Genomic DNA, 21,539 nt, shown 5'->3' on the forward strand with positions numbered 1-21,539 from the left:
TACATGCACAGGCAACTAATAACGGAGTAAATAAGTGTGCTGAGACAAACAGAAATCATTGAACAACTAAAGGCCGGTGCCGCCTCCCCCATTCCCTACGACAACAGCCTTTACTACCTTGCGCGCCTGACAGGAACGGGGGACGTGTGGCGTTCGAAACAAGGGGAAATGTTCCGCCCGCCTGAGTACTACCTGACCCAAGAGTTTCTAGACCGATGCGCGGGTGTGCCGGTAATCATGAATCACCCTACGGACTCGGCAACGATCAACCCGGCCGACGTACGGATCGTAGGCACGGTAATTCACGCGTTCCCGAACCCGGCCGATCCAACCGAAATCCTGTGCGTCCTCCGGATCATTGACGGTTTCATGCAGCAAGACTTGCTGACCAAGATTCTGTCTACGTCCCCGTCGATTGTAGTTGCAGGCTCAAGGATCAGTGACGGGGTAATCGTAGAGGGTGCGCCCATTGCTGCGCCTGACCACTTGGCTATCTGCGAGTTGGGCGTATGGGATCACCAAGGCCCGCCGTCCGGGATCGACCAAACGATCCTTCCGGCTACTGACGCTGAGTCGATCACGGCCGAGCTAGAAGAAAACGCGCAATCAGGCGGAGAAATCGGCCCAGAAGAAAATAAACACGCCGATTCGTCAGGAATTAGCCAATTTAATGAACATGAGCCATCTAGCACCGGCCAAGCAATCGATTGGCTAGAGGCGATTACCCCTACCGCGCCGAAAGTATTTGACTTGAGCGCAATTAATTAAAAAATTTCAGGAAATCAAAACATGACCACTGAAGAACTCAAAGCCCTGATGACTCAGGTAATGAATGATAGCGTTGCCCCACTCCGCGCCGAACTGGAAGCGCTCAAGGCCGCTAAGGTTCAAGCGCACAACGATTCAAGCGACGAAGAAAAGCCGTCCGTGGATGAGAAGAAGGAACACGACGCTGTTCCGGCCGCTGCGGAAGCTATCGCGGGTCCGCTCGATACAAAGGAAGACGATAGCGACATGCCAGCGCCTGCCGCTGCTGCGCCCGTGACGGCTGACTCGGACGAAGCACAAGAATCCGGCCAGAACGCCGAAATCGCGGAACTGAAGGCAAAGATTGCCGCGCTCGAAGCTGCTACCAAGGCTGCGCCTGTCCTCTCGGACGAAGAAGAAGCGGCAATTGCTGATGCTCAGGTCCACGCCGATAGCGTCTACCAGTTGCACGGCCAACGCGCCCCGCGCCCGATGGAGCGTGAATCGTTGCTCGCATACCGCCGCCGCCTCGCTAAGGGTCTGCAAAAGTTTAGCGACTCGCAAAAGGACGTGAAGATCAGCGCCATTAACGACGCTCAATATCTGGCCTACGTTGAGAAACAAGTCTATGCGGATGCTGCAAAGGCTGCTCAATCGGGAATCACGATGAAGCGTGGTCTGCAAAAGATCGAAAAGCGCGGCGCAATGGGTCAAACGTATTTCGAATATGTGGGCGACATTGGCTCATGGATGGCAGATTCAAGCCTGCCTGTTTCGGTCGTTAAGCCACACCGTGACCGCAAGTACGTCACTGTTTAATCAGACACGCCAATCAAACAAGTTTGCCCCACTTTTATAGAACGGGGCGAACTCCACAAAAAATATTAAAGGTAATAAACAATGGCAACTCCAAGCAAGTACACGACCGGTTTTGCGGATGGGATGTTCTCAAGCGGCTGGATGCAGGGTGGCGTTCAAGGCGCATGGATTCAAGAGCCGCACACGCGTTACAGCCTCGAAGGCGGATTTAGCAACGAGCCGACCGCCCTTTTCGGTGGTGTGGCGATCAAGACAACGATGGGCGCGAAGGGACGTATGGAACTCGGTGCGGGCGTCACGAAGGCCGCAGCCGTGGCAGACGTTCAAGGCTTCGTCATCGATAGCAAGATGTATCACGCTGTAGTGACCGCACAGAACACGGCCCCGCAAGTTGCGCTGCATGACGGCGTGCATTTCGCCCGTATCGGCTCGCGCGTTCGTATGTACCTCGGCATCGATCCGACGTTCGCAGAAACGCTCTATGGCGCTCCGAACACGCCGGTTTCGTTCGACTTCACGAAGCAGCAAATCATCGCATCGACCGGCGCAACGGACGTTATCCCTGTGACGGTTACGGAAGTGTTTGAGGACGGCATTACGCTTGTCTACAACGCTGCTAGCGATACGGTCACCTATGGCCGTGGTCCGGTAGCTGTGGTCCGTCTGTAATTCTCTGACGCACTAAATCCCCAGCACAAAAATAGAAACGCGGCTCTGTCGTGCTTTAGCTATTGCTAGAGCGCGTGCTTACGTGCGTGCTAAAGCACGGGTCCGCTCAATCATAAGAAGGTTTTAACTATGGCTTTTCAAGCATTCGAGAAAATCACGCCGTCATTCACTGAGCCGCGTATTATCCTCAACTACGCGCAGAAGTCGGGCGCATTCAACGCACTGTCAGGCCGCAAGCCACGCATGACGACAGCACAGGGCGACAAGAAGGTCTACATTCACAAGCTGGATATGCGTAGTGACGCACGCGTAAACCAATCCGGCGCGGAATCGCTCCCTACTCCGGAATTCCAAACCACGCTGATTAGCACGCCGCTCTACACGATCCGCAACCGTGCAGAGTGGGATATGTCGGACGTGCAACACGCCGGCAACTGGAACGTCGCGCTGCCGGAAGCCTATACCAAGGCCAACCGTCACGGGCAATTCAACGTTCTGCGCCGTCTGCTGTTGAACGGCGTTCGCGCGGGCGACGGCGAAGGGATCATCAACACTCCGAACGCTACGGCTGTTAACTTCACGGCGGACGCTCAGGGTAACGCTACGCTGGTCACGGCTGACCCGGATCATACGTTCTCGTTCCTGCAACAACTGGTTGTGGACCTGCGTTCGCGCATCATGTCGATCAGCCAAGGCAACATCCGTATCAACTTCACGGCTCCGCAGCGCGTGATTGGTCGCCTCCAACAATCGATTGTTGAGGTCACGTCGTACCAACGTCAGGGCGCGGGTTCTGCATCGATTGCAGGCGCGCTTGAGGAAACGGGCGCTTGGAACGGCACCGAATGGGAATTTTCGGTAGACGACACGCTGATTGGTGCCGGGGCTGGTGGCGCGGACCTGTGCATCATCAACGCACCGGAACTGATTAACCCGCAATCGGGTAGCTCGATCAACACGAACGAATTTGCGACGCTGCAACCTTCGCTTGAAGACGCAGCCTTGCAATACACAGATCGTGCGGCACCAACCGAATTCCCGACTCCGATTCCGGGTATGGGCGCGGTGGACGTGCTTTACCACATGGAAGCATCGGCCGGATGGGTGGTTCGTCCGGAGTCGCTTACGCTGCTGTCGATCAAGTACAACTAAAACGATAGCGGTTTAGGGCTATGCCCGAATTTGGGGAGTCCATTAACCGGACTCCCCTTTTTTATTCCCTTCCCACATGCAGCCGCTTACCCCGTAAATAATATTGGCTATGGGGCAAAAAATGGCCCAGAAATCCCCAATTATATATAGTAAGCGGTCGATATAACCGCACCGAATTTATTTCAAGGAAACAGTATGAGCAAGCTTTATATCTTGAACGCGACGCAACAACGTTACAACGCGTTCTACCGTATCCCGAATGTACGTGCGGCGCAGTATGCTGACCTGCTACCGGGTGAACAGCAGTGTGTTTATGACGGCGACGCCGAGACTATCGGAGTGATTGTTGACCATCTTCAACAGTACGGCTTGATGGACGCAGCGGAATACAACCGCAGTTTGACAGCGGCCAACCGCGTCCGTGTTCACCTTCTCTATCGCATTGACAAACCATTCTCGTTTTCCGACCAAGAATCAGTCATTCGTGGACGTGCAATTGCACAAAACGAAAATGCGATTAACGAACTGAAGAAAGAGACAGCGGCACTCACTGCCGTAGAGAAGGAAATTACGCGCGGCAAGACAGCCAAGAAGAACCAAGTGGAAATTACGGCGCAGCCTGTCCACGTATTGGAAGGCGATCAATCACTTGCGCGCAGTGCAGCAGATATCGCTAAATTTGAAATCGGCAAGGACTAATCCGGTCCCCAAGCCCACAACAAATATAAAGGGCCGAATATGCCTGACAACGACGAAGTAAATCAATTGCGGAGCGAAATAAGAGATTCGCTCGCGCAACTCGGATCGGGGATCAGTGAGATTCGCGCCACCCTGACCGCATTCATTGAGCGTATTACGCGCCTCGAAGAACGTAGCGAACGCATCCCACAACTCGAAAAGCGCGTAGACGATCTTGACAAGAAGCTTGAACCGATCCGCGATGAGGTTGTTTCCGCATCCAACGCGGCGAAGTGGGCGAACAAGCTTGCGAAATGGATCATGCCATCCGCCTTCACCGGTATCGCCGCGATTGCCGGATTGTATGTGACCAACCTTATCAATCAGCAAGTGCAGCCCGTAGTAGCCGAAATGCACGATATCCAGAACAAGCAGCAGTCGCAGATTAACGAACTCAATACGCAGCTTCAGTTACGGTCGGCACAACAACATTCTATGGCCGACGTAGACGTTAGACGCGCTCGATACTAAACGGAGCTTTTTATGGCAGTTTCACAAGCGGGATATCTGCAATATCTGCGGGACGTTGTAGGCGTGCCGGTTGCGGCACTGCCTGACGACAGCATGTCCGTAACCCTGAGCTATCAGGTGGGTACGGAGCTAGTGCCGCGTGGCTTCGCGTGCGCGAGCGCGACTATCTACGAAATCATGGTCTACAGCGCGGCCACATCGTTCCTACTGAACAACACGCCCGATCAACCGGGGCAAAGCTGGTTTGATGACATTCGTAGCAAGTTTGGTTTGCTCGAAGGCTTCAACGGGATCATTCAGAGCGCGGCCGACCAAGGCACTAGTGCGGCTGCTGTCGTACCTGATTGGGTGAAGCGCGCAACGCTGCAAGACCTGCAATGGATGAAAGATCCTTGGGGACGGCAGCTACTGGCCTACCTGCAAATGCAAGGCTCTATGTGGAGTCTGGTGTAAGGGGCGCGTATGAACGATTTCGAACACATTAGACGCCCTTTCCAAGCCTCCCTCAAGCAGGTTTCCCAGACAGCGGCGGATCAAAAAGCGTGGAGCCAGTCCAAGGCGTGGCCCGTCATCGTTGAAAGCGTTCAAGGATCGATTGTGACCGTGCGTCTGGACGTCACCAGTGAATGGACGTTTCCGCCTATCCAGATGCCGCTATTCGGCCCGGAGTACATCCGATACCCGATCAAGAAAGGCGACGCGGGCCTGGCTGTTCCCTCCGACGTGTCGCTCGGCAAGGTGTCCGGTCTGGGCGCGAATACGCCTCCTACGCTGGATCAACCGCCCAACCTATCGGCGCATGTCTTCCTGCCCTGTGGTCACGCTCGCTGGACGCCTCCGCGCGATCCGCAGGCAGTCGAAATCTATGGGCCTAACGGGGTCATCCTGCACGACACAGCGAGCAATTCAACGATCACTGTCGCGCCGGATGGAATCAAGATCACGACAGGCGGAATCACGGCGACGTTGAAGAACGGCATGGTCGATATCACGGCCAGTTCGTCAATCAATCTGACCGCCCCGCAAATCGCGCTCAACGGCACTCTGACGGCTACGGATAGTTCAGGCGGTACGGCGACGATTAACGCGCCAGTCAAGATCAATAACAAGCTCGACACGACCGGTCCTATCACGGCACCTGAGGCGACGATCAACGGCGTTACGCAATCCACCCACAAACATACCGGCGTACAACCCGGCGGCGGTACGTCAGGCGGACCAACCAACTAAGAACAGGGGGAGATTATGGGGATAATTGACACCCCAAGTCCAAAGCTCCCCGGACTGGCAAACGAGAATATCGGAAACGCTCTATCTGGTGTTCTCAAGTCCGGCGTCGGCACCATTTCTAACAATCAAGAACTGACATTCACCCAATATCAGCAATATGTCCTGCCTCTTGACGGAATGGTGTACTGGATACGTCAGCCCGGTACTACTTTCACAGTACAAGGTTCGCTGCACGTAACCAACGAGCAACAACAAAGACCGTCTGAATCGTATGCACAGAACACCGTGATTTTTACGAGTTTGGAGGTTGTTTCGAAATTCCAAGACATTGCACCGTCCACGATGTGGGTTTGCGAGTACGACGATATGTTGTTCGCGTTCAATCGCAGGACTATGCGATATTGGCAAACGGACCTAAATCACTATGCGGGTATGTCTGTGTTCCCTACGATGCGGACGCAGTTTCTAGACTCCACCGCCAGCATACCAACATCGAAAATTCTGAGTAATAGCATTCCGATTTGGCTATCGCTTACAGGTCCGCTCTCCGCTGTCCCCGGCTACGTCCAACCGCTGGCAGTGTTTGGCGAATACCTCGTAGCCGCGAACCAGCAACCGCCGTATATCGCGGTGGAGATTCACGAGACGACCAGCATTGAGCCACAGCCGCGAAAGTATGCGTTTGAGGACGATTCCGTAAATCCACCTGTCTATCGCGAATTCATGTCGCAACTGAAACGGGACAAGGTGACATTGCATCTGTACGGCTTCGACAACGACCATGCAATGGCGTACATCGATTACCTGATGACGTTCTTTCTAAATCATGGAAATTCGGTCATGGGATTGATGACTGGCCCTGACATGAAGGACGTTCCGATCATCCAGTCGGAATACAACATACGCGGCCAGAAAAAAACTATTGATTTCGAGGTCAGTTATCAAACATTCAAGGCTCTGGATTACGCGATTACGCTAATTCTTAAGGCGCAACCCAATTTTAGTGTACCGGGCCTGTACACCAATCAACCGGGCTACTTGGTGCCGCCGTTCCCGCCGCAACAATAAAAATCCGAAACGCGAGACGCGAACGGACGCGGAAATACCGATTTAGCACCACGCAAGTCAATTTCCCCTGCTTTTTGGCCGGGTGGGTCCGCTCGCGCCTAACTTCCCATTCCAATTTAAGGATTAAAAATGGCAAATCAAATCGATGATATTGTCGATATCGTAATTTCGGTGCAAACAGCACCAATCGCGAACAATCTACAGCGCAACTCCGTTCTAGTCTCGCAGGGTGGTACGACGCTCCCGGCAGGCACAACGCAGCTCGTCGCCAGCCCGAAGGACATTACGTCGGTCCTGCAATCGCCCCTCCCGATCAGTTCGATTCAATGGTCGTCAGGCGTCGTTACGGTGGTTGTCAGCGGCACGATTTCGCTCGCGGCCGGAGCAAGCGCGCAGTACACCATCGCGGGCGTGTCTCCATCAGCATACAACGGGACATTCACGGTCACGGGCGTTTCCTCAACGTCCTTCACGTTCAGCCTGAGCAACGATCCGGGTACGACACAAACGCTCGGCACTGCTACCCCGGCCGCAGTGGCCGAACTCCGCAGCATGGGTAACTCGTTCTTCGCGGGCGGAGCCTCAATCGCTACGACCGTCCTTGAGTTGGGTCTTGCGTCGGGTCCGGACGCGGTTGCAGCACTCCGCGCGTATCTCGAAGAAAACGCGCTTCAGAACTACGTCTACGTGGTTCCGCGTTCGTGGGCGACGAGTCAAGATTTCTCGATTCTCGTTTCGTCGTACGACAGCCCAACGGCGATGACGTATTTTGCCGTGACCGCAACGCGCACCAATTTGCAGACCGTAGGCGCCACATTCACGGGCCACAAATCCGTTCTGCTGTATGCGGAGTCTGACGAAGACTTGGCGACTCAAAACGTATTCGGCGCTGCTGCGTTGACGTATTTGATTGTCAGTCAGAACCCGACAGCAACGCAAAAGCTGTTGCCTCTTGGACCGCGCCCCGTCTACGGCGTACAGCCTAGCAAGTGGACCTCCGCAGAACGCGCGTTGTTCCTCAAGTATTTCGTCAACTACCCGGACGTAGGCACAGAGGCAGGACTCACTAGCACTGTCCTCAAGGGCAACACGTATGCGTCCGGCGATTTCTTCGAGTACTGGTACGCATCGGACAGAACCGCGATTAATGAGCATTTGGCGCTTGCGAACGCGATTGTCAACGGCAACGCAAACGCAATCAATCCATTGAAGTTCGACCAACGCGGTATCGAACGATTGCAGCAAGTCGCACAAGTGACCATCGATTCCCTAGTTGCGGCTGGCGTCCTACTTCCCGCCAATCAAGCGACCGGAACCGGGATTGTGAACGCGGTTGACTTCCCCACGTACACGAATCAGAACCCGAGCGATTACCACAAAGGTATCTATCGCGGCCTCTCGGTGACCGTGATTCCGGCACGCAGCTTTACGCACGTGACGTTCAACATGGCAGTTACCGACCTCGTTAATAGCCCGAGCTAATCGAAAAATCAAATGGGAGTGCCTTCTACCGTGCGCACTGCACGGCGATAACGCACGCCCGTTCCCAGTCAATAAATAAAGGAAATTAACATGGCCGGAAATTCAATGCAGCCATTGGGAACGCTTAACCGCGTTGCCGCACATGTTGTCTTTAACAGCTTTCCACAACTCAATATCGTTCCGGAAAACTTGGCTAAGGCGGGCGTCTCGATTGAACCGCAGGGCGCAGTCGTGACAATCATTGAAGCGATGACGGGCACTATCAACAGCCCGGAACCGTATGTGCAAGTTCACTTGACTATCGCCCTCAACAAGACAAGCCCTGTAGCGGATTTGTTCAAGAGACAAATTCAGCAATATGGTGTTCTTGGTGATGTGGACGTATATACGGATTCCCCGGTTCTCTCGAAATACACGATCAAGAACGTTTCGATTCAATCGCAAGGTGCTGTAAATACGGCCGGTACAGACGGCTCATTTACTGTGACGCTCGCCGGGACGTGGTACGTCAACGACTCAATGTGGATCTAAAGTCAGACGCAATTTGATTAAAGCAGAGGGGGCGAGACGCCCCCTTTTTCAATAATTTTTTCAATAAAACGGATTACCAACATGTTTGAAAATCAACCTAAGCTGGATCGCAACCTAAATCTTGTGTTCGAATTTGACAACGGAACCTATGCGTACGTGATGCCAATTTCGCACGATCTATGGCGCTCTTATCGTGTTCCGCTCGGAATTGCACTTGATGAAATTGCAAGTCTGCCCCGTGCAGGTCACGTTGTGGCCGCTGACCTATTCCGCGACGCGTGCGCATCACGTGGCATGGATGCGGAACCGTTCTTTGCGGAGATTAAACGCTGTACCACAGTTGGATTTCCAGATACGACTGACGGGTTCAAGACGCTTCCGTTCGGGTTGGCATTTAGTCAGGGAAAGATCAACGCGGAGGCACAAGACGAAATTGAAAATTTTTTGTGCTTTTGGGAGGCAACCTTGCGGGCAAGGTGGGGCCGGGGCCTAACCCTTATTGCGCTTTCAATGTCCCAAGTGGTCAGTACGTCGTCAACCTTTACGGATTTTCTCGGTTCCTTGCAGACCTCGACAACGGACGTTGCTACGGACGAGAAGACCCCCGAAGCCTAATCCATGCCGTACTGGATTGGGTCGCAACGGAAGGTTGGCAAGCTTGCTACGGCGAAGACGCAGCAGAGGGACGATTTGACGGCTTTAAAGATGCGCACCACTACCGACAACGTTACTCCGATGACGCATATAACCATTAAAAATTGAGGTAGACAATGGCCGTCTCCATTCTGAAAATTCAAGTAGATCGAGCCGAAGCGGATCAATATTTCAAAGACTTCAAGGCGTTTGACGATCAGCTACAAGGAATGCCGGATGCTTGGAAAGATGCACTCCGGAATGCAAAGCTCTTGCAAGCCGTTCAATTGAGTCTACAACAAGGTCAAAAAAACCAAACGTCCGGCTTGAAGGATTCCAACAAGCAACTCACGGTAATGGAGAAGCATTGGAAGAACATCGGTGGAACGGTCAAGGGCATCAACAAGGACGTGAAGGACGTAATGTCCAACGTCTCTAAATTGCTGCCCGGACTGAGCACCATTGGCGGGGTTGCTGGTCTGGCAAGCCTGCCCCTCTTGATGTTCGCGGGGTTCTCAAAGTTGATGAGTTCGTTCGGCGCTGATCGTGCAACGAACCTTCAAATGGGCGGAATCTCACAAGGTTCGCGCAAGGCGTTTGAGAACACGTACGGACGCTACGGATTCTCGGATGCGCAACTTCGCGCAGTAGCAGAGGCGCAGCGCGACCCCAACAAGCGGGCGGGCCTGATTCAAGCACTCACAGCGGCCGGTATCAGCCAGCAAGAAGCGGCGCAGCTATCCGAACAGGGGACGGACGCCGGCGAGGTGATGAGCCGCCTTATCAACGCGTCACGCACGGCAAATCCTCTGGTTCTGCGTGCAATGGGCGGACAGTTCATCACCCCCGAGCAAGTCACGACGGTTCAATCCGCCCAAGCTGGTGAGATTGAGGGTCTACGCGGCGAGTACGAGCGGCAGACGCCCGAGCTGGACGCACGCGCGGCCGATCAACGTAAGGCGCTCGAATTCACCTCTCACCTGTCTGAAGTGTTCGAGAAAATCCGGGTTGGCGTGTTCAACAAGCTGATTGCGCTTGAGCCAAGCTTAGACAAGGTTGCAAAGTCGTTCGGCAAGCTGGTTACGAACGTACTCGACAGTCCGGGATTCAAACGATTCTTGGACGAACTGCCCGCACGCATCACGAAGTTCTCCGAATTCTTGACGAGCGACAGATTTACGGACGCGCTCAAGACAGTCACCAACGACTTTTTCAAGCTGGCCGTAGTGCTCACACGGCTGACCGGGGTGATTTACAAGCTGTTGCCGGGAAGTCTTACGGGCAAGTACAAGAATCCGCAGGAGCTTCTAAAAACAACGAATGAGAGTATCGCGAAGGAAGAAGCTAACCTGAAGCTGGCGCAGCAACGCTACAAAGAAGCGGACGAATTGCAGAAGCAAGGGCATCCAATTCAAGCGGCAATCGCGCGCACCGGGGCCAGCCCTGAATCTATACGCGATTCACTGAAAGACCTGTACTCGAAGCGTGACGAACTGAACGCGCAGATCGCAGCGGAAGCGGACGCGAACATCCCCAACACGGTCAACACGTACAGCGACGACGGCGGCATGCAGAAAACCGCCCTCACCTCAGATCGTATGGCGGGGGCAACTTATGTGACGCCGGACGGGAAAGCACGCGGCCCCGCAACCGTCGATGAGAAAGCGCAGTTCATCGGGGAATTTATCGCAGAAGGACGGCGACGCGGCATGAAACCGGAAGCAATCGCCGGGGCACTCGGTTCCATCGCTCAGGAATCCGGTTACGACGTGTTCGTTCGAAATTCTATCGGTGCCTACGGTGCCGCTCAGTGGCTTTCGAAGGACCGCCAGCGCGCGCTGGAGAAGTTCCGTAAGGAGCACCCTGCATGGTCGGAAATGAAGGTGCAAGCCGCGTTCCACTGGCAAGAAGCCGCAGCACAAAAGGGGCTATTGCAGAAGTTGAATAGCGCCCGCTCGATAGAGGAAGCGGCAACGATCCATCGCAGGGATTACGAGCGTCCCGCAGAAGCAGAGGCGAACGACGCGAAGCGAGCGCAATACGGCATGCAGGCGTTCAACAGCTACGGCGACGTAATGCGCGGGACAGTGCAAACCGTCGCGGGCGTCAAAGTCAATGTGGTTGTGCAGAACCAAACAGGCGCGAACTTGACAGCGAACGCGGCGGCATCGGCTACTTAAAAGGAAAACAACTATGTCAATGTACTTAGAGACGGTTTCAAAAAGGCCCGGTGGGGCTGTTAACTTGCGCGGCGAGCTGTTAACCTCAGGCATCGGAACAACTGAGACCGAGGAGATGGCCAAGCCGATCATTGACGACGAACTGTGGACATTGATCGAGCCGTTATTGCCGCCACCCAAGCCGCGGCGCGAGAAAAACCCAGGCCGCCTGCCTGTTTCGAATCGCGCCGCGCTGACCGGCATCCTGTTCGTTCTCAAGACCGGACTGCGCTGGCGCGACCTGCCCGCCGAGATGGGCTGCGGCTCGGGCGTGACTTGCTGGCGACGGCTACGCGATTGGCAGGCTGCGGGCGTATGGGATCGCCTGCACGAATTGCTGCTTGCGAAGCTGCGAGCAGCAGACCAAATCGATTTCTCGCGAGCCGCAGTCGATTCCTCATCGATTCGCGCCGTTGGGGCGGGCCAAAAACTGGGCCAAACCCCACCGATCGCGCGCGACCAGGTTCTAAGCACCCCATCGTCACCGACGCCAATGGCACGCCGCTCGCGGCGATCCTGACCGGCGCGAACGTTCACGATGTCACGCAGCTGCTGCCGCTGATCGATGCGATTCCGCCAATTCGTGGGTTGCGCGGCCACCCACTGCAGAGACCGCGCGTGGTCTACGCCGATCGCGGTTACGACTCTGAGCGGCATCGACGCGCGTTGCGCGATCGCGGTATCGAGCCGGTTATCGCCAAGCGCCGCACCGAACATGGCAGCGGCCTTGGAAAATATCGCTGGGTCGTTGAACGCACGCATGCCTGGCTGCATCACTTCCGTCGTCTCCGCATTCGTTTCGAGCGCCGTGCAGACATTCACGGCGCGTTCCTCAAACTCGGTTGCTGCCTGATCTGCTGGAATACCCTTCGGCGGGCCGACCAGTCTTTATGAAACCGTCTCTTAAAAGGAAAACAACTATGTCAATGACGCGTGACGCATGGGAAGCAATCTATCAGAAAAATCCCATATTTCTAAACGGGGGCGTCATGGGGAATTCCAACATCCCCCTCCCTATCGGCTCGCTCTTGTCTCTGTCTACATCGGGCGTCTCATCGATTTTGTCTCTATTGGGAAACGGTGCACCAATCTCTCTGAACCAAATTGCGTTCCGCCCCGCACCGGGAACCGCTCTCTTTCAGGCGCAGAATCCGACGTATCCCACTGCCGATATGCGCACGGCCGCGAACGCTTCTATCCTGCTCCCTACTCAAGTCACAATGACTATGGAGTTTCCCGCGCAGGGTGCGGGTGGATATGAAGTCAAAGCCGCTGCTCTGGCTGCGCTAAAGTCGATCTTGAATCGCCATCAACAGGAAGGCGGCACATTTACGGTTGTTCACCCAGCCGATATTTATACGGGTTGTCTGCTCAATCAACTAGTAGACGCAACCAGCCGGGGCAATCAACCGGCCGTTACGTGGCAATGGGTTTTCGATCAGCCGCTAACTACCCAATCGTCCCCACTTGGTGATTTTCTAAATAGCACGATGAGCGCCATAACCAATGGCGCACAGGATTTGAGCGGATCACTTGGGACGCTCGTTGATAACGTCGGCAACGCCCTACAGAACATATTTTAAGAGACAACTATGGTTTCGGAAAACACTCTTTATGTTTCGTTCAATCCGGACCCGAAAAATGGATGGTCCTATTCTTTTTCAGGGACGGACTTGAACGGTCGCACGCAGGTATACACATTGTTTGCTTGGTACAACCACTACAGCAATCGCTACTACCTTCGCGCCGTATCGGCAAACCAGACAATGTATTTGCCGCTCGTAGAAAGTCCGGACGACATGGACATTCCATTGAATGCTGCGTATCTCGCTACGCCGATCATCTATCGGGCTAGTTCAATGGTGTTGGAAATCGGGTGATTGAATGCGGTACTACAAGCTAACATTTCTTCCGCCCATTCCAACCGCAAGCGATCCAAATCCGGTTCAATCACTGCCTACAGCAATGCAACGGGTGTTGGTGCCGGGGACCGGCGAAACCCGGAAACTGTCAGACGGAACGACGCAAGGTGTAGCGACATACATTCTCGAATCGACCAACCCAAGTGCTCTACAGGTAGAAATTAACTGCATGCTCGGCGGCTCCGGGTACACCCCCACCGATCTAGGTTCGAACTACGTGAAAATATGGGGATTGCCTGTCGAAGCCATTGCCGATATCTCCAAACTGAACGGGTGGGTTATCCGCGTACAGGCCGGATTCGATAGGAATAGTCTGCCACTTGGTAGAAAACTCGCGAACGTAACAGGCTCCGATAACGTCATTATCGAGGGGCAGATACAGTTTCCGTACGGCAATGCAATCCGCCCTGAGTTTGTAGTCTTTCTTCCTATCGCGCGCACGGTCATCAATGATCAAGTTCAAGCGCCTGTCGGAGCGAGCGCACCTATATTTCACGGCAAGAAGGGCGAGAAACTCTCAGACGTGGTGGCACGCACGTTCAGCCAATACTACCCCGGCATTCAGCCGGAAATAAATATTAGCGACACGATCACGCTATACGAGGACCAGATGCACGCGATATCGAGCTTGCAAGACTTCGCCAATATGGTGAACGTGCAGTCGAAAGCCTGTCTGCGTTCTCAATATCCTTCATACATGGGCGTCATTTCGCGCTTCGTTGGCGATAAGTTCGTTATGAGTGACGTTATCGCTCCGCTCGGAACCGCACCCAAGGTCATCGACACCATCGACATGATTGGCGTACCGCAAACCGTAGACAGTCAGAACGTACACGTCTCCTGTCCTATGCGCGCGGACATTCGGTCATTCGATTTGATCGAGTTGAATACACCTGCGCTCGTTCTATCGGTATCAGCATCAACGGCTATCACTGCGATTGGTTGGCCCCGCGATTTGGTTGGCGTCTTCCAAGTTCTCAGCGTGCACCATGTCGGCAACAGTCGCGCTCCTGACGGGACAGGATGGGCTACGCACATGCTCATCAATGCCAACCCGGTTACTCCGTCCGACTACGGTATGCCGCTCAACAGTCAGACGCCGCAGAAGACGACACCGCAAGCATACGGAAATAACTGATATGGAGATAAACCTAGGAGTTATCGAGCAAGCGTACAAAGACGGAACGACAGTTCCAGAGGTTGCACGGTATCTAGAGGATGAATATGGCGTGATGCAGGTGTTCGTTGACTTGCACCTGAAGGAAATCAGCGGCTCGGTTGCTCAGGCTGTTGCTGACGCGATGGACGATCAATTGATGGGTCTGCCGGTGTCGCCTGACATTTATCAGGCGGCGATGGAAGAAATACAGTCTGCATTTCGCAACTTCTTAGATCACGAAGAATATCCGGCGCAGTCCTTCCCGCAAGTTCCAACACAGGCAGCGCTTGACGGCGTGAATCATCGCCTGCTACATCCCTACGCAAGCAAGAACCCATCGCGCCCGTCGTTCATCGATACCGGCGAATATCAAATTTCTTTCCGCGCATGGGTTGATTCTCAATAGCAAACCCCACTTTTATATAAAAAGAGGTCAATCATGGCTCGAATATTTGGACGAGCCGTAGACCCAGCTACGGGCACATTTAGACGCGACGATGACGGCGCGTATTACTGGGAAACGGTGGAAACACCAGACACGGGCGACGCATCGCAATTTTGGATAACCGCCCTAATACAAAATCTACAACTCGTACTAGGCGAATCTCCATTCAACGGAAATTCCGGAATCCCTGTCTTTAAGGCCATTGAGACGCAGGCTCCGCCAGATTTGTACGTGCAACTCATTCAACAAAAGTACGCCCCCTATTTCCTTACCCTGACGATTACACGCGTTCCTCAATTCCAAAAAAGAGGCGACGGGACGATGGCTCTGACTTATAACGTCACTGCGGTTCTAAAAAATGGCGGGCTGTATCAACAAGACATTACAGGTTGATCTATGGCGCTCACCACTCCAATTACAACGAGCGGGCTAGTTCCGCGCGACCCCGCAGAGATTCAAGCGGACATTATCACGCGTGTGACAAGAGCGCGTCCGGGATATACGGCGAACATTCCCGGTTCGATGGTTGACGACATTCTCGGCACTGAGGTTGCAGCCGTCACGCTGATGGAACAGGCCCGCGTCGAAACCATCAACAGCCTCACAAGCCCGACAGCGCAGCCGTACATTTTGAACCGCATCGGGACACAACTTGGAGTGCAGCCCGGAACCGTCACAAACGGGTCCGTTGACGTGGTTGCCGTGAACTCGACGCCCGGATTCGTGTTCAACAAGGGCTTCATTATCTCGGACGGCAACAAGCAATACGTTCTGACGACACCCACGGCAGTCAAGCCGGACGGCACTACCGATCCGATGAACTTCGTTTGCCAAACCCCCGGCACGTTCGCTATCCCGGCTGGCACGGTCAAAATTCTGGTTACGGGGTTGCCTGACGGTATTACCGTCAACCTGAGCAACCCGCAGGACGGCGTACCCGGCAAAGCCCAAGAGGACATTTCGTCTTATCGTGCGCGCATCATGGAGACACAACGCGCCGTGTCTCAGGGCTTCATTTCCACGCTTCGGACTACCCTACAACAAGTGCCCGGTGTCTCTAGCCGTCTTATCTCCATTGCGTATACCGGTTCCGATATTACGGCAGGCTACCGCGTGATCGTCGGCGGCGGAGACGATACAGCCGTTGCCGTGGCGATCTTTACGTCCATGTTCGACCTGCCCGCGCTGATGCAGTCCACGGACGCCTCACGCAACGTCACGGTCAACCTGCGTGATGGATCAGACACGTACGCCATTCCGTTTGTCAGGCCGCTACAGCAGAGCGTAGGCGTTACCGTCACGTGGAACACGTTGAGCGGCAACGTCATCAGCGACGATGCCGTTACGCAGGTAGTGCAGCCCGCAGTATTGGCCTACATCAACGGCATTCAGGGCGGCGGATACATCAACGAAAACGTGCTGCGCAAGCGCGTGACAGACGCAATGTCTACGGTCCTTCCTGAGGAAGACATTACGCGGTTGGTGTTCGGGTACACCATCGATGGCGCGGTCGTGGCACCGCCCGCAGGCGAGCAAGAAATCAAGGGCAACGACGAAGGTTATTTCGTCACGAACGTTGCGGCTATCTCTGTTGTGCGCGGCTAATAGAAATCCAATCCACGCTACGCAAGCACGAATCAATTATATATAAGAGGCTTCAATGGCTGATTTGAAGATGAATCAGTTTCCGGACGGGCAACTGTCAGATACGCAAATGCTGGTTGGATACGACCCATATGCAGCCGCGTCCGGAGAACGTAAATATTCTGGTGTAAACCTTGTCTCCTATCTGACGGGCGCTTTGCCATTCATTGGCAATTCGAATCCGACCATCAACGGGATACTGACGCTCAACGGGGACATTCATTTTTCCGGTGGGGCAATCGTCACGTCGCTTGGCGACATGTACCAAGTTGCCCGTGGAAAGTGGCTGTCTGCCGACATGGCGAAGCTCGATGACGCATGGAACAAGGCAAGCGCGGCGCAGTCAGCAGCCGACCAAGCGGCCATTTCAGTGGCTCAGGCTGCTACCTCGGCAAGCAGCGCGTCTGCGAACGCGGCAACCGCGTCGAGCGCGGCATCGACGGCTACGCAGGCACAAACGAGCGCGACAGGCTCCGCTACAGCAGCACAAGCATGGGCGTCGCAGCCTACCGGCACGGTTCAGGGTACGTCTAGCTATTCGTCGCTCTACTACGCCGGACAGTCTCAGTATTGGGCCGGTATCTCGCAAGCTATGGTTGCGGCTCCCACAACGTTCGATCCCGGATACAAGCATTCGAGTATCACCCTGAGCAACGGCAACCTGACCGCGACCTTTGCCGGTAGTCAAGCCGTGGTCTTGGGTACGATCGGCTACGCGACGGGTAAGCACTATTTCGAAATCACGTTCGCGAGCGGAAGCAGCAGCGGCAACGCGAGTGTCGGTATCGCCCCGAGCAATGAACCTCTCGATAGCCAGATTGGCTATGACGACAATTCCGGCGCTGTCGGTGCATTCCAGACGAGCGGGAATGTCTACCTCAATGGCTCGAAGGTCGCGAGCGTATCCGGGTACGGAAATGCGAACGATGTGATCGGCGTTGCGGTTGATGCAGACCGCAAGCTAGTTTGGTTCCGCAGCAACAGCGGCGAGTGGAACGCCTCAGGCACGGCCGACCCTGCGAGCGGCACGGGCGGGATTGCATACACGCAAACGGGAAAGATGTTCCCGGCCGTCTGTACGGATTCGTCGGCTGTCTTCACGGCGAACTTCTCCGGCAACTTCAAGGCAACTATCCCGACCGGATTCAAGGCATGGGCGGCGGACGCGTTTCATTACGTCGTCCCCTACGCCACTACCTCAACGCCGGGTATCGTCGTTGCCGGTTCGGGTGTGTCCGTCGATCCATACGGCAAGTTGTCGGTAGATACGTACTACGACATGGTATCGATTCAGGCACAGGACACGATCAGTATCGATCTAACTGCGCCAGTGCCGGGATATCACATCGTCCTGAATTCTCAGGCAGCAACATTCGCCCTTACCAATCTACAGCTTCCCGCAGGTAAGGCGCTCCGCCTCACGTTCTACTTTGAACAGGGCACAGGCAACAACACAATCAGTTCTTGGGATTCGCGTATCAAATGGGTTGGCTCGCGGCCGATCCTTGCGTATACCGTCGGCTCCCGGAACGTGATCGAACTAGAAACTATCGATGGACAAACCTTCGCAGGATATTACATCGGTCAAATCAATTAAGTGGAGGCGGCATGCGTCCGGGTCTTCTGGCAGCTAACAAGTCGGATCAACAAAACATCAATAGCATTCTGTACGGCCTAGACAATTTCCTAGATCGACACACAGGCGATGTGAACGATGACGGCGACAATCTCATCAACAAATTCATCATCAACAATGAAGGGATTCTCGCGAACAACATGCATTTCGAAGGTGGGCCGCAGGATTACACCCCGACGCAATGCGCCACTACCGAAGGTCAGGCGCTGACGATTCTAGGGTACTACTACGCGTACAAAGGCACGGGCGACCCCAAGTTTCTTGATAAGGCAAAGTACTTTTTTGACGCGTACGTGAAGTATTTCTACGGCGGCGTCCCCGTTCCCAATCCGCCCGATATCTACCGGGCAAACTGGATGCTCAACGGGAAAAATCCTTTCGAGGTGTACGGGCCTGCGAACCCGCAGAACAAGGGTAGTCCCGGCTTCTACGGACAGCCTGTAACGTTCGTCAACGGCGTGGGGCAGATTCCGCAGGGACAGCCGACGTTTGGCGAACAGACGGTGAAGGTCTACAAGGTCTTTACCGGCCCCTACGCGTATGAATCTGTTCGTGCAGGTCCGGCGCACGGTGGAACCCTGCTCCCCTTCACGTCCTTTGTCGCTACCAACGGAACATGGGACAGCAACTATGATCCGGTCACGCCTACGCCGGGTCAACCAGTCGGAACGATTGTGCTCCAAGACACGACGTTCAACGGCACTGCGAGCGTTAGTTACGTCATCCATTCTGGCGTGATGATCCCCCGCAACGTGAACTTCGACGTGTGGCCGACATGGCGTGCGCTGACGCCGGATCAGTTCGGTAACGCTATCGATGCTGAACAGTGGTTTTGCGAAGCGGCGTTGTTGCTCTACCGAGAAACGGGCAACGACTACTACAACCAGATTTATCAATGCGCGATCAAGACGTGTCTTGAAGCTTCGGTTGTGGACGACGTGACGTATTACTTCCGTCAAGAGCCGCAGACAATCGACCCAATGGACTACGGTATCTCGTACTGGTGGAGCTACACGCCAACGAACAGCGTCGTCAGCGTGTCGCGAAATGAGGCGGGCTACATTCAAGTCACGAAGACAGCCGAGACGACGGCCAGCATGGGAACAGCGGCGCTAGAGCAAATCGCGGTGTTCAACCGCATCCAGAGCAACACGGCTATGAACGTCGTTATGTCTCTCAGCAGCCCAGCCGCGCGCGTCGAGTTCTTTACCAACATCGTGCAATCGGTGGACCAAACGAACGGCCAACAGTACCGATACCCGCTGATTCCGAACACGATCCCCGTCCCAACAAAGCTGTCTATCCCGTTCAATCAGATGCTTTCGGTTACGCAAAGCAACGGGCAACCGATCATCCCGTTCGACGGAACCAACTTCACAGCGTACGGAAACGCGTCAGGTGGTTCTCAGTTCACGACCTTCACGCTTGGAGGCGTCAACTATACGGATTACATAGGAATTGCGAGTGTGCCGGACAGCGTTTCGGGTGTTGTTGCCGGGTTCTGGTTGCTCGACTCGAAGCACGCCCCGTTGTCTCCGCTCACGTACAAAACCATGTCCGGGCAGATGTATTTGAGCCTCCGGGACAAGCTTGGCGTGAAATATTGGTTGGCGTTGCCGCAAGCACTCAACTGGACGACGCTCAATCTCACGTGGGATATGTTCACGCTCGCGCCGAATCAGCCCGTAGGATCGTCTCCCACTCCGACGCCGACAGACCAACTAACGCAGGTCATCTTTGAAATCCCGGCAGGCTCGATGAGCGCCAGCATTTCCACGTATACATGGGGCGAAGTGCCGAAGTATTACGCGCCCAACGGCGAGTGGGCCACGCAGTGGTTCATGCATGTCAGCGATTCCGGTGCGTTCACGTGGTTAGTTGGTGACGTGACCATCCAGAACGAAATGAATAGCGGACTGAAGTACACGCCGGGTGTGGTGCCGTTCTCCAATCAGTACTCCCCTGACCTGCCCCCTGCAAACAGGGCCAGCCGGAGTCTAGTAAAGTTCGTTTTCGGAGAAGAAGACGAACATGAAGAAGCGCTTTACGGAACAGCAAATCATCGGGTTTCTGAAGGAAGCCGAGGCCGGTATGCCGGTCAAGGAACTGTGCAGGAAGCACGGGTTCAGTGATGCGTCGTTCTACACTTGGCGTGCGAAGTTCGGCGGCATGGAGGTCTCGGAAGCCCGCCGGCTCAAGAACCTCGAGGTGGAGAATGCCCGGCTGAAGAAGCTGCTGGCCGAAGCAATGCTCGATATGGAAGCGTTGAAGGTCGTCGTCAAGGGAAAGCCCTGAGCCCGCAAGCCAAACGCGAAGCAGTATCGGCGATTCGGGGGAAGGTCAACATCTCCGAGCGCCGCGCCTGCCGGCTTGTCGGGCTTTCTCGCAGCGTGCTGCATTACGACGCGAAGCCAGACCACGAGAATGAGGTGCTAGCGGCGCGTCTGGTGGAGTTGGCACACGAACGTCGTCGATTCGGCTACCGCCGATTGCACGCCCTAGTGGAACGCGAAGGCACGCACGCCAATCACAAGCGCATCTATCGCCTGTACCGTGAGGCAGGGCTGGCTGTGCGGCGCCGTCGCAAGCGCCACGGCGTAATGATTGAGCGCGAGCAACTGGCATTGCCGGGCGCCCCCAACGAGGTGTGGTCAATCGATTTCGTGATGGATGCGCTTTCCAACGGCCGGCGCGTGAAGTGCCTGACCGTCGTCGACGACTTCACGAAAGAGGCTGTCGACATCGTTGTCGACCATGGCATCTCAGGTTTGTATGTCGCTCGGGCATTGGACCGCGCAGCTCGCTTCCGTGGCTATCCCAAGGCGGTGCGAACAGACCAGGGCCCCGAATTTACGAGCCGCGCGCTTGACCAGTGGGCGTATGCGAACGGCGTCGCTCTGAAGTTGATTCAGGCGGGCAAGCCAACGCAGAATGCGTACATCGAATCGTTCAACGGCAAGTTCCGCGACGAATG

General features: G+C 54.9%; 22 protein-coding genes and 1 pseudogene. All 23 read left to right on the forward strand.

What is annotated here, in order from left to right; all coding sequences use genetic code 11:
- The first annotated feature begins 36 nt into the window (after positions 1–36).
- Positions 37–768, forward strand: coding sequence for a hypothetical protein (locus tag DTA15_RS36405; protein WP_127837577.1), 732 nt, complete (start codon positions 37–39; stop codon positions 766–768).
- Positions 769–789: 21 nt separating this feature from the next.
- Entirely contained in the window at positions 790–1,566 is a 777-nt protein-coding gene (locus tag DTA15_RS36410) for a hypothetical protein (RefSeq protein ID WP_006483930.1), read from the forward strand.
- An 81-nt stretch (positions 1,567–1,647) separates the two neighbouring features.
- Entirely contained in the window at positions 1,648–2,235 is a 588-nt protein-coding gene (locus tag DTA15_RS36415) for a hypothetical protein (RefSeq protein WP_012493423.1), read from the forward strand.
- Between the two features lie 129 nt (positions 2,236–2,364).
- Positions 2,365–3,387: a major capsid family protein gene (locus tag DTA15_RS36420; RefSeq protein WP_006483925.1), complete on the forward strand. Its 1,023-nt coding sequence runs from the start codon at positions 2,365–2,367 to the stop codon at positions 3,385–3,387.
- A gap of 195 nt (positions 3,388–3,582) precedes the next feature.
- A complete protein-coding gene (locus tag DTA15_RS36425; protein WP_006483921.1) occupies positions 3,583–4,086 on the forward strand; it encodes a hypothetical protein in 504 nt (167 codons plus the stop codon).
- A 39-nt stretch (positions 4,087–4,125) separates the two neighbouring features.
- The gene (locus DTA15_RS36430) at positions 4,126–4,596 is read left to right on the forward strand and encodes a hypothetical protein (RefSeq protein ID WP_006493766.1); all 471 of its coding nucleotides are present in this window, start codon (positions 4,126–4,128) and stop codon (positions 4,594–4,596) included.
- A 12-nt stretch (positions 4,597–4,608) separates the two neighbouring features.
- Positions 4,609–5,049, forward strand: coding sequence for a hypothetical protein (locus DTA15_RS36435; protein ID WP_012493425.1), 441 nt, complete (start codon positions 4,609–4,611; stop codon positions 5,047–5,049).
- A gap of 9 nt (positions 5,050–5,058) precedes the next feature.
- On the forward strand, positions 5,059–5,826 hold the full coding sequence (locus DTA15_RS36440) for a putative phage baseplate protein (RefSeq protein ID WP_012493426.1): 768 nt from the start codon (positions 5,059–5,061) through the stop codon (positions 5,824–5,826).
- 15 nt (positions 5,827–5,841) lie between these two features.
- Entirely contained in the window at positions 5,842–6,894 is a 1,053-nt protein-coding gene (locus DTA15_RS39355; RefSeq protein WP_012493427.1) for a hypothetical protein, read from the forward strand.
- Positions 6,895–7,023: 129 nt separating this feature from the next.
- The gene (locus DTA15_RS36450) at positions 7,024–8,376 is read left to right on the forward strand and encodes a hypothetical protein (RefSeq protein ID WP_006483914.1); all 1,353 of its coding nucleotides are present in this window, start codon (positions 7,024–7,026) and stop codon (positions 8,374–8,376) included.
- Positions 8,377–8,466: 90 nt separating this feature from the next.
- On the forward strand, positions 8,467–8,907 hold the full coding sequence (locus tag DTA15_RS36455) for a hypothetical protein (protein WP_012493428.1): 441 nt from the start codon (positions 8,467–8,469) through the stop codon (positions 8,905–8,907).
- Between the two features lie 81 nt (positions 8,908–8,988).
- A complete protein-coding gene (locus DTA15_RS38435) occupies positions 8,989–9,522 on the forward strand; it encodes a hypothetical protein (protein WP_012493429.1) in 534 nt (177 codons plus the stop codon).
- A gap of 155 nt (positions 9,523–9,677) precedes the next feature.
- Positions 9,678–11,720 carry a phage tail tip lysozyme gene (locus DTA15_RS36465; protein ID WP_006483947.1) on the forward strand — a complete coding sequence of 681 codons (2,043 nt, stop codon included), beginning with the start codon at positions 9,678–9,680 and terminating at the stop codon, positions 11,718–11,720.
- A gap of 115 nt (positions 11,721–11,835) precedes the next feature.
- Positions 11,836–12,653, forward strand: a protein-coding gene (locus DTA15_RS36470) for an IS5-like element IS402 family transposase (protein WP_085964393.1) whose coding sequence is annotated in 2 segments (ribosomal slippage) — positions 11,836–12,184 and positions 12,184–12,653 — 819 coding nt in all. Because the reading frame shifts where the segments join, the coding sequence is not laid out codon by codon here.
- Positions 12,654–12,679: 26 nt separating this feature from the next.
- Complete coding sequence (locus tag DTA15_RS38440) at positions 12,680–13,342, forward strand: hypothetical protein (protein WP_012493432.1); 663 nt, start codon at positions 12,680–12,682, stop codon at positions 13,340–13,342.
- A gap of 9 nt (positions 13,343–13,351) precedes the next feature.
- Positions 13,352–13,639, forward strand: a complete 288-nt coding sequence (locus DTA15_RS38445; protein WP_012493433.1) for a hypothetical protein — start codon at positions 13,352–13,354, stop codon at positions 13,637–13,639.
- A 4-nt stretch (positions 13,640–13,643) separates the two neighbouring features.
- The gene (locus tag DTA15_RS36475) at positions 13,644–14,819 is read left to right on the forward strand and encodes a hypothetical protein (RefSeq protein ID WP_012493434.1); all 1,176 of its coding nucleotides are present in this window, start codon (positions 13,644–13,646) and stop codon (positions 14,817–14,819) included.
- Between the two features lies 1 nt (position 14,820).
- Entirely contained in the window at positions 14,821–15,246 is a 426-nt protein-coding gene (locus DTA15_RS36480) for a hypothetical protein (protein ID WP_012493435.1), read from the forward strand.
- A gap of 33 nt (positions 15,247–15,279) precedes the next feature.
- Complete coding sequence (locus DTA15_RS36485) at positions 15,280–15,678, forward strand: hypothetical protein (RefSeq protein ID WP_012493436.1); 399 nt, start codon at positions 15,280–15,282, stop codon at positions 15,676–15,678.
- Between the two features lie 3 nt (positions 15,679–15,681).
- Positions 15,682–16,890, forward strand: coding sequence for a baseplate J/gp47 family protein (locus tag DTA15_RS36490; protein ID WP_012493437.1), 1,209 nt, complete (start codon positions 15,682–15,684; stop codon positions 16,888–16,890).
- Positions 16,891–16,945: 55 nt separating this feature from the next.
- Positions 16,946–18,526, forward strand: a complete 1,581-nt coding sequence (locus tag DTA15_RS36495) for an SPRY domain-containing protein (protein ID WP_012493438.1) — start codon at positions 16,946–16,948, stop codon at positions 18,524–18,526.
- Between the two features lie 11 nt (positions 18,527–18,537).
- Positions 18,538–20,697 (forward strand): hypothetical protein, encoded by a 2,160-nt coding sequence (locus tag DTA15_RS36500; protein ID WP_227743160.1) that lies wholly within the window; start codon positions 18,538–18,540, stop codon positions 20,695–20,697.
- A pseudogene (locus DTA15_RS36505) lies at positions 20,597–21,539 on the forward strand (IS3-like element IS407 family transposase); the annotation flags it as partial. The gene DTA15_RS36500 and the pseudogene DTA15_RS36505, both read left to right, overlap by 101 nt.

This window comes from Burkholderia cenocepacia (assembly GCF_900446215.1).
GTDB classification, from domain to species: domain Bacteria; phylum Pseudomonadota; class Gammaproteobacteria; order Burkholderiales; family Burkholderiaceae; genus Burkholderia; species Burkholderia cenocepacia.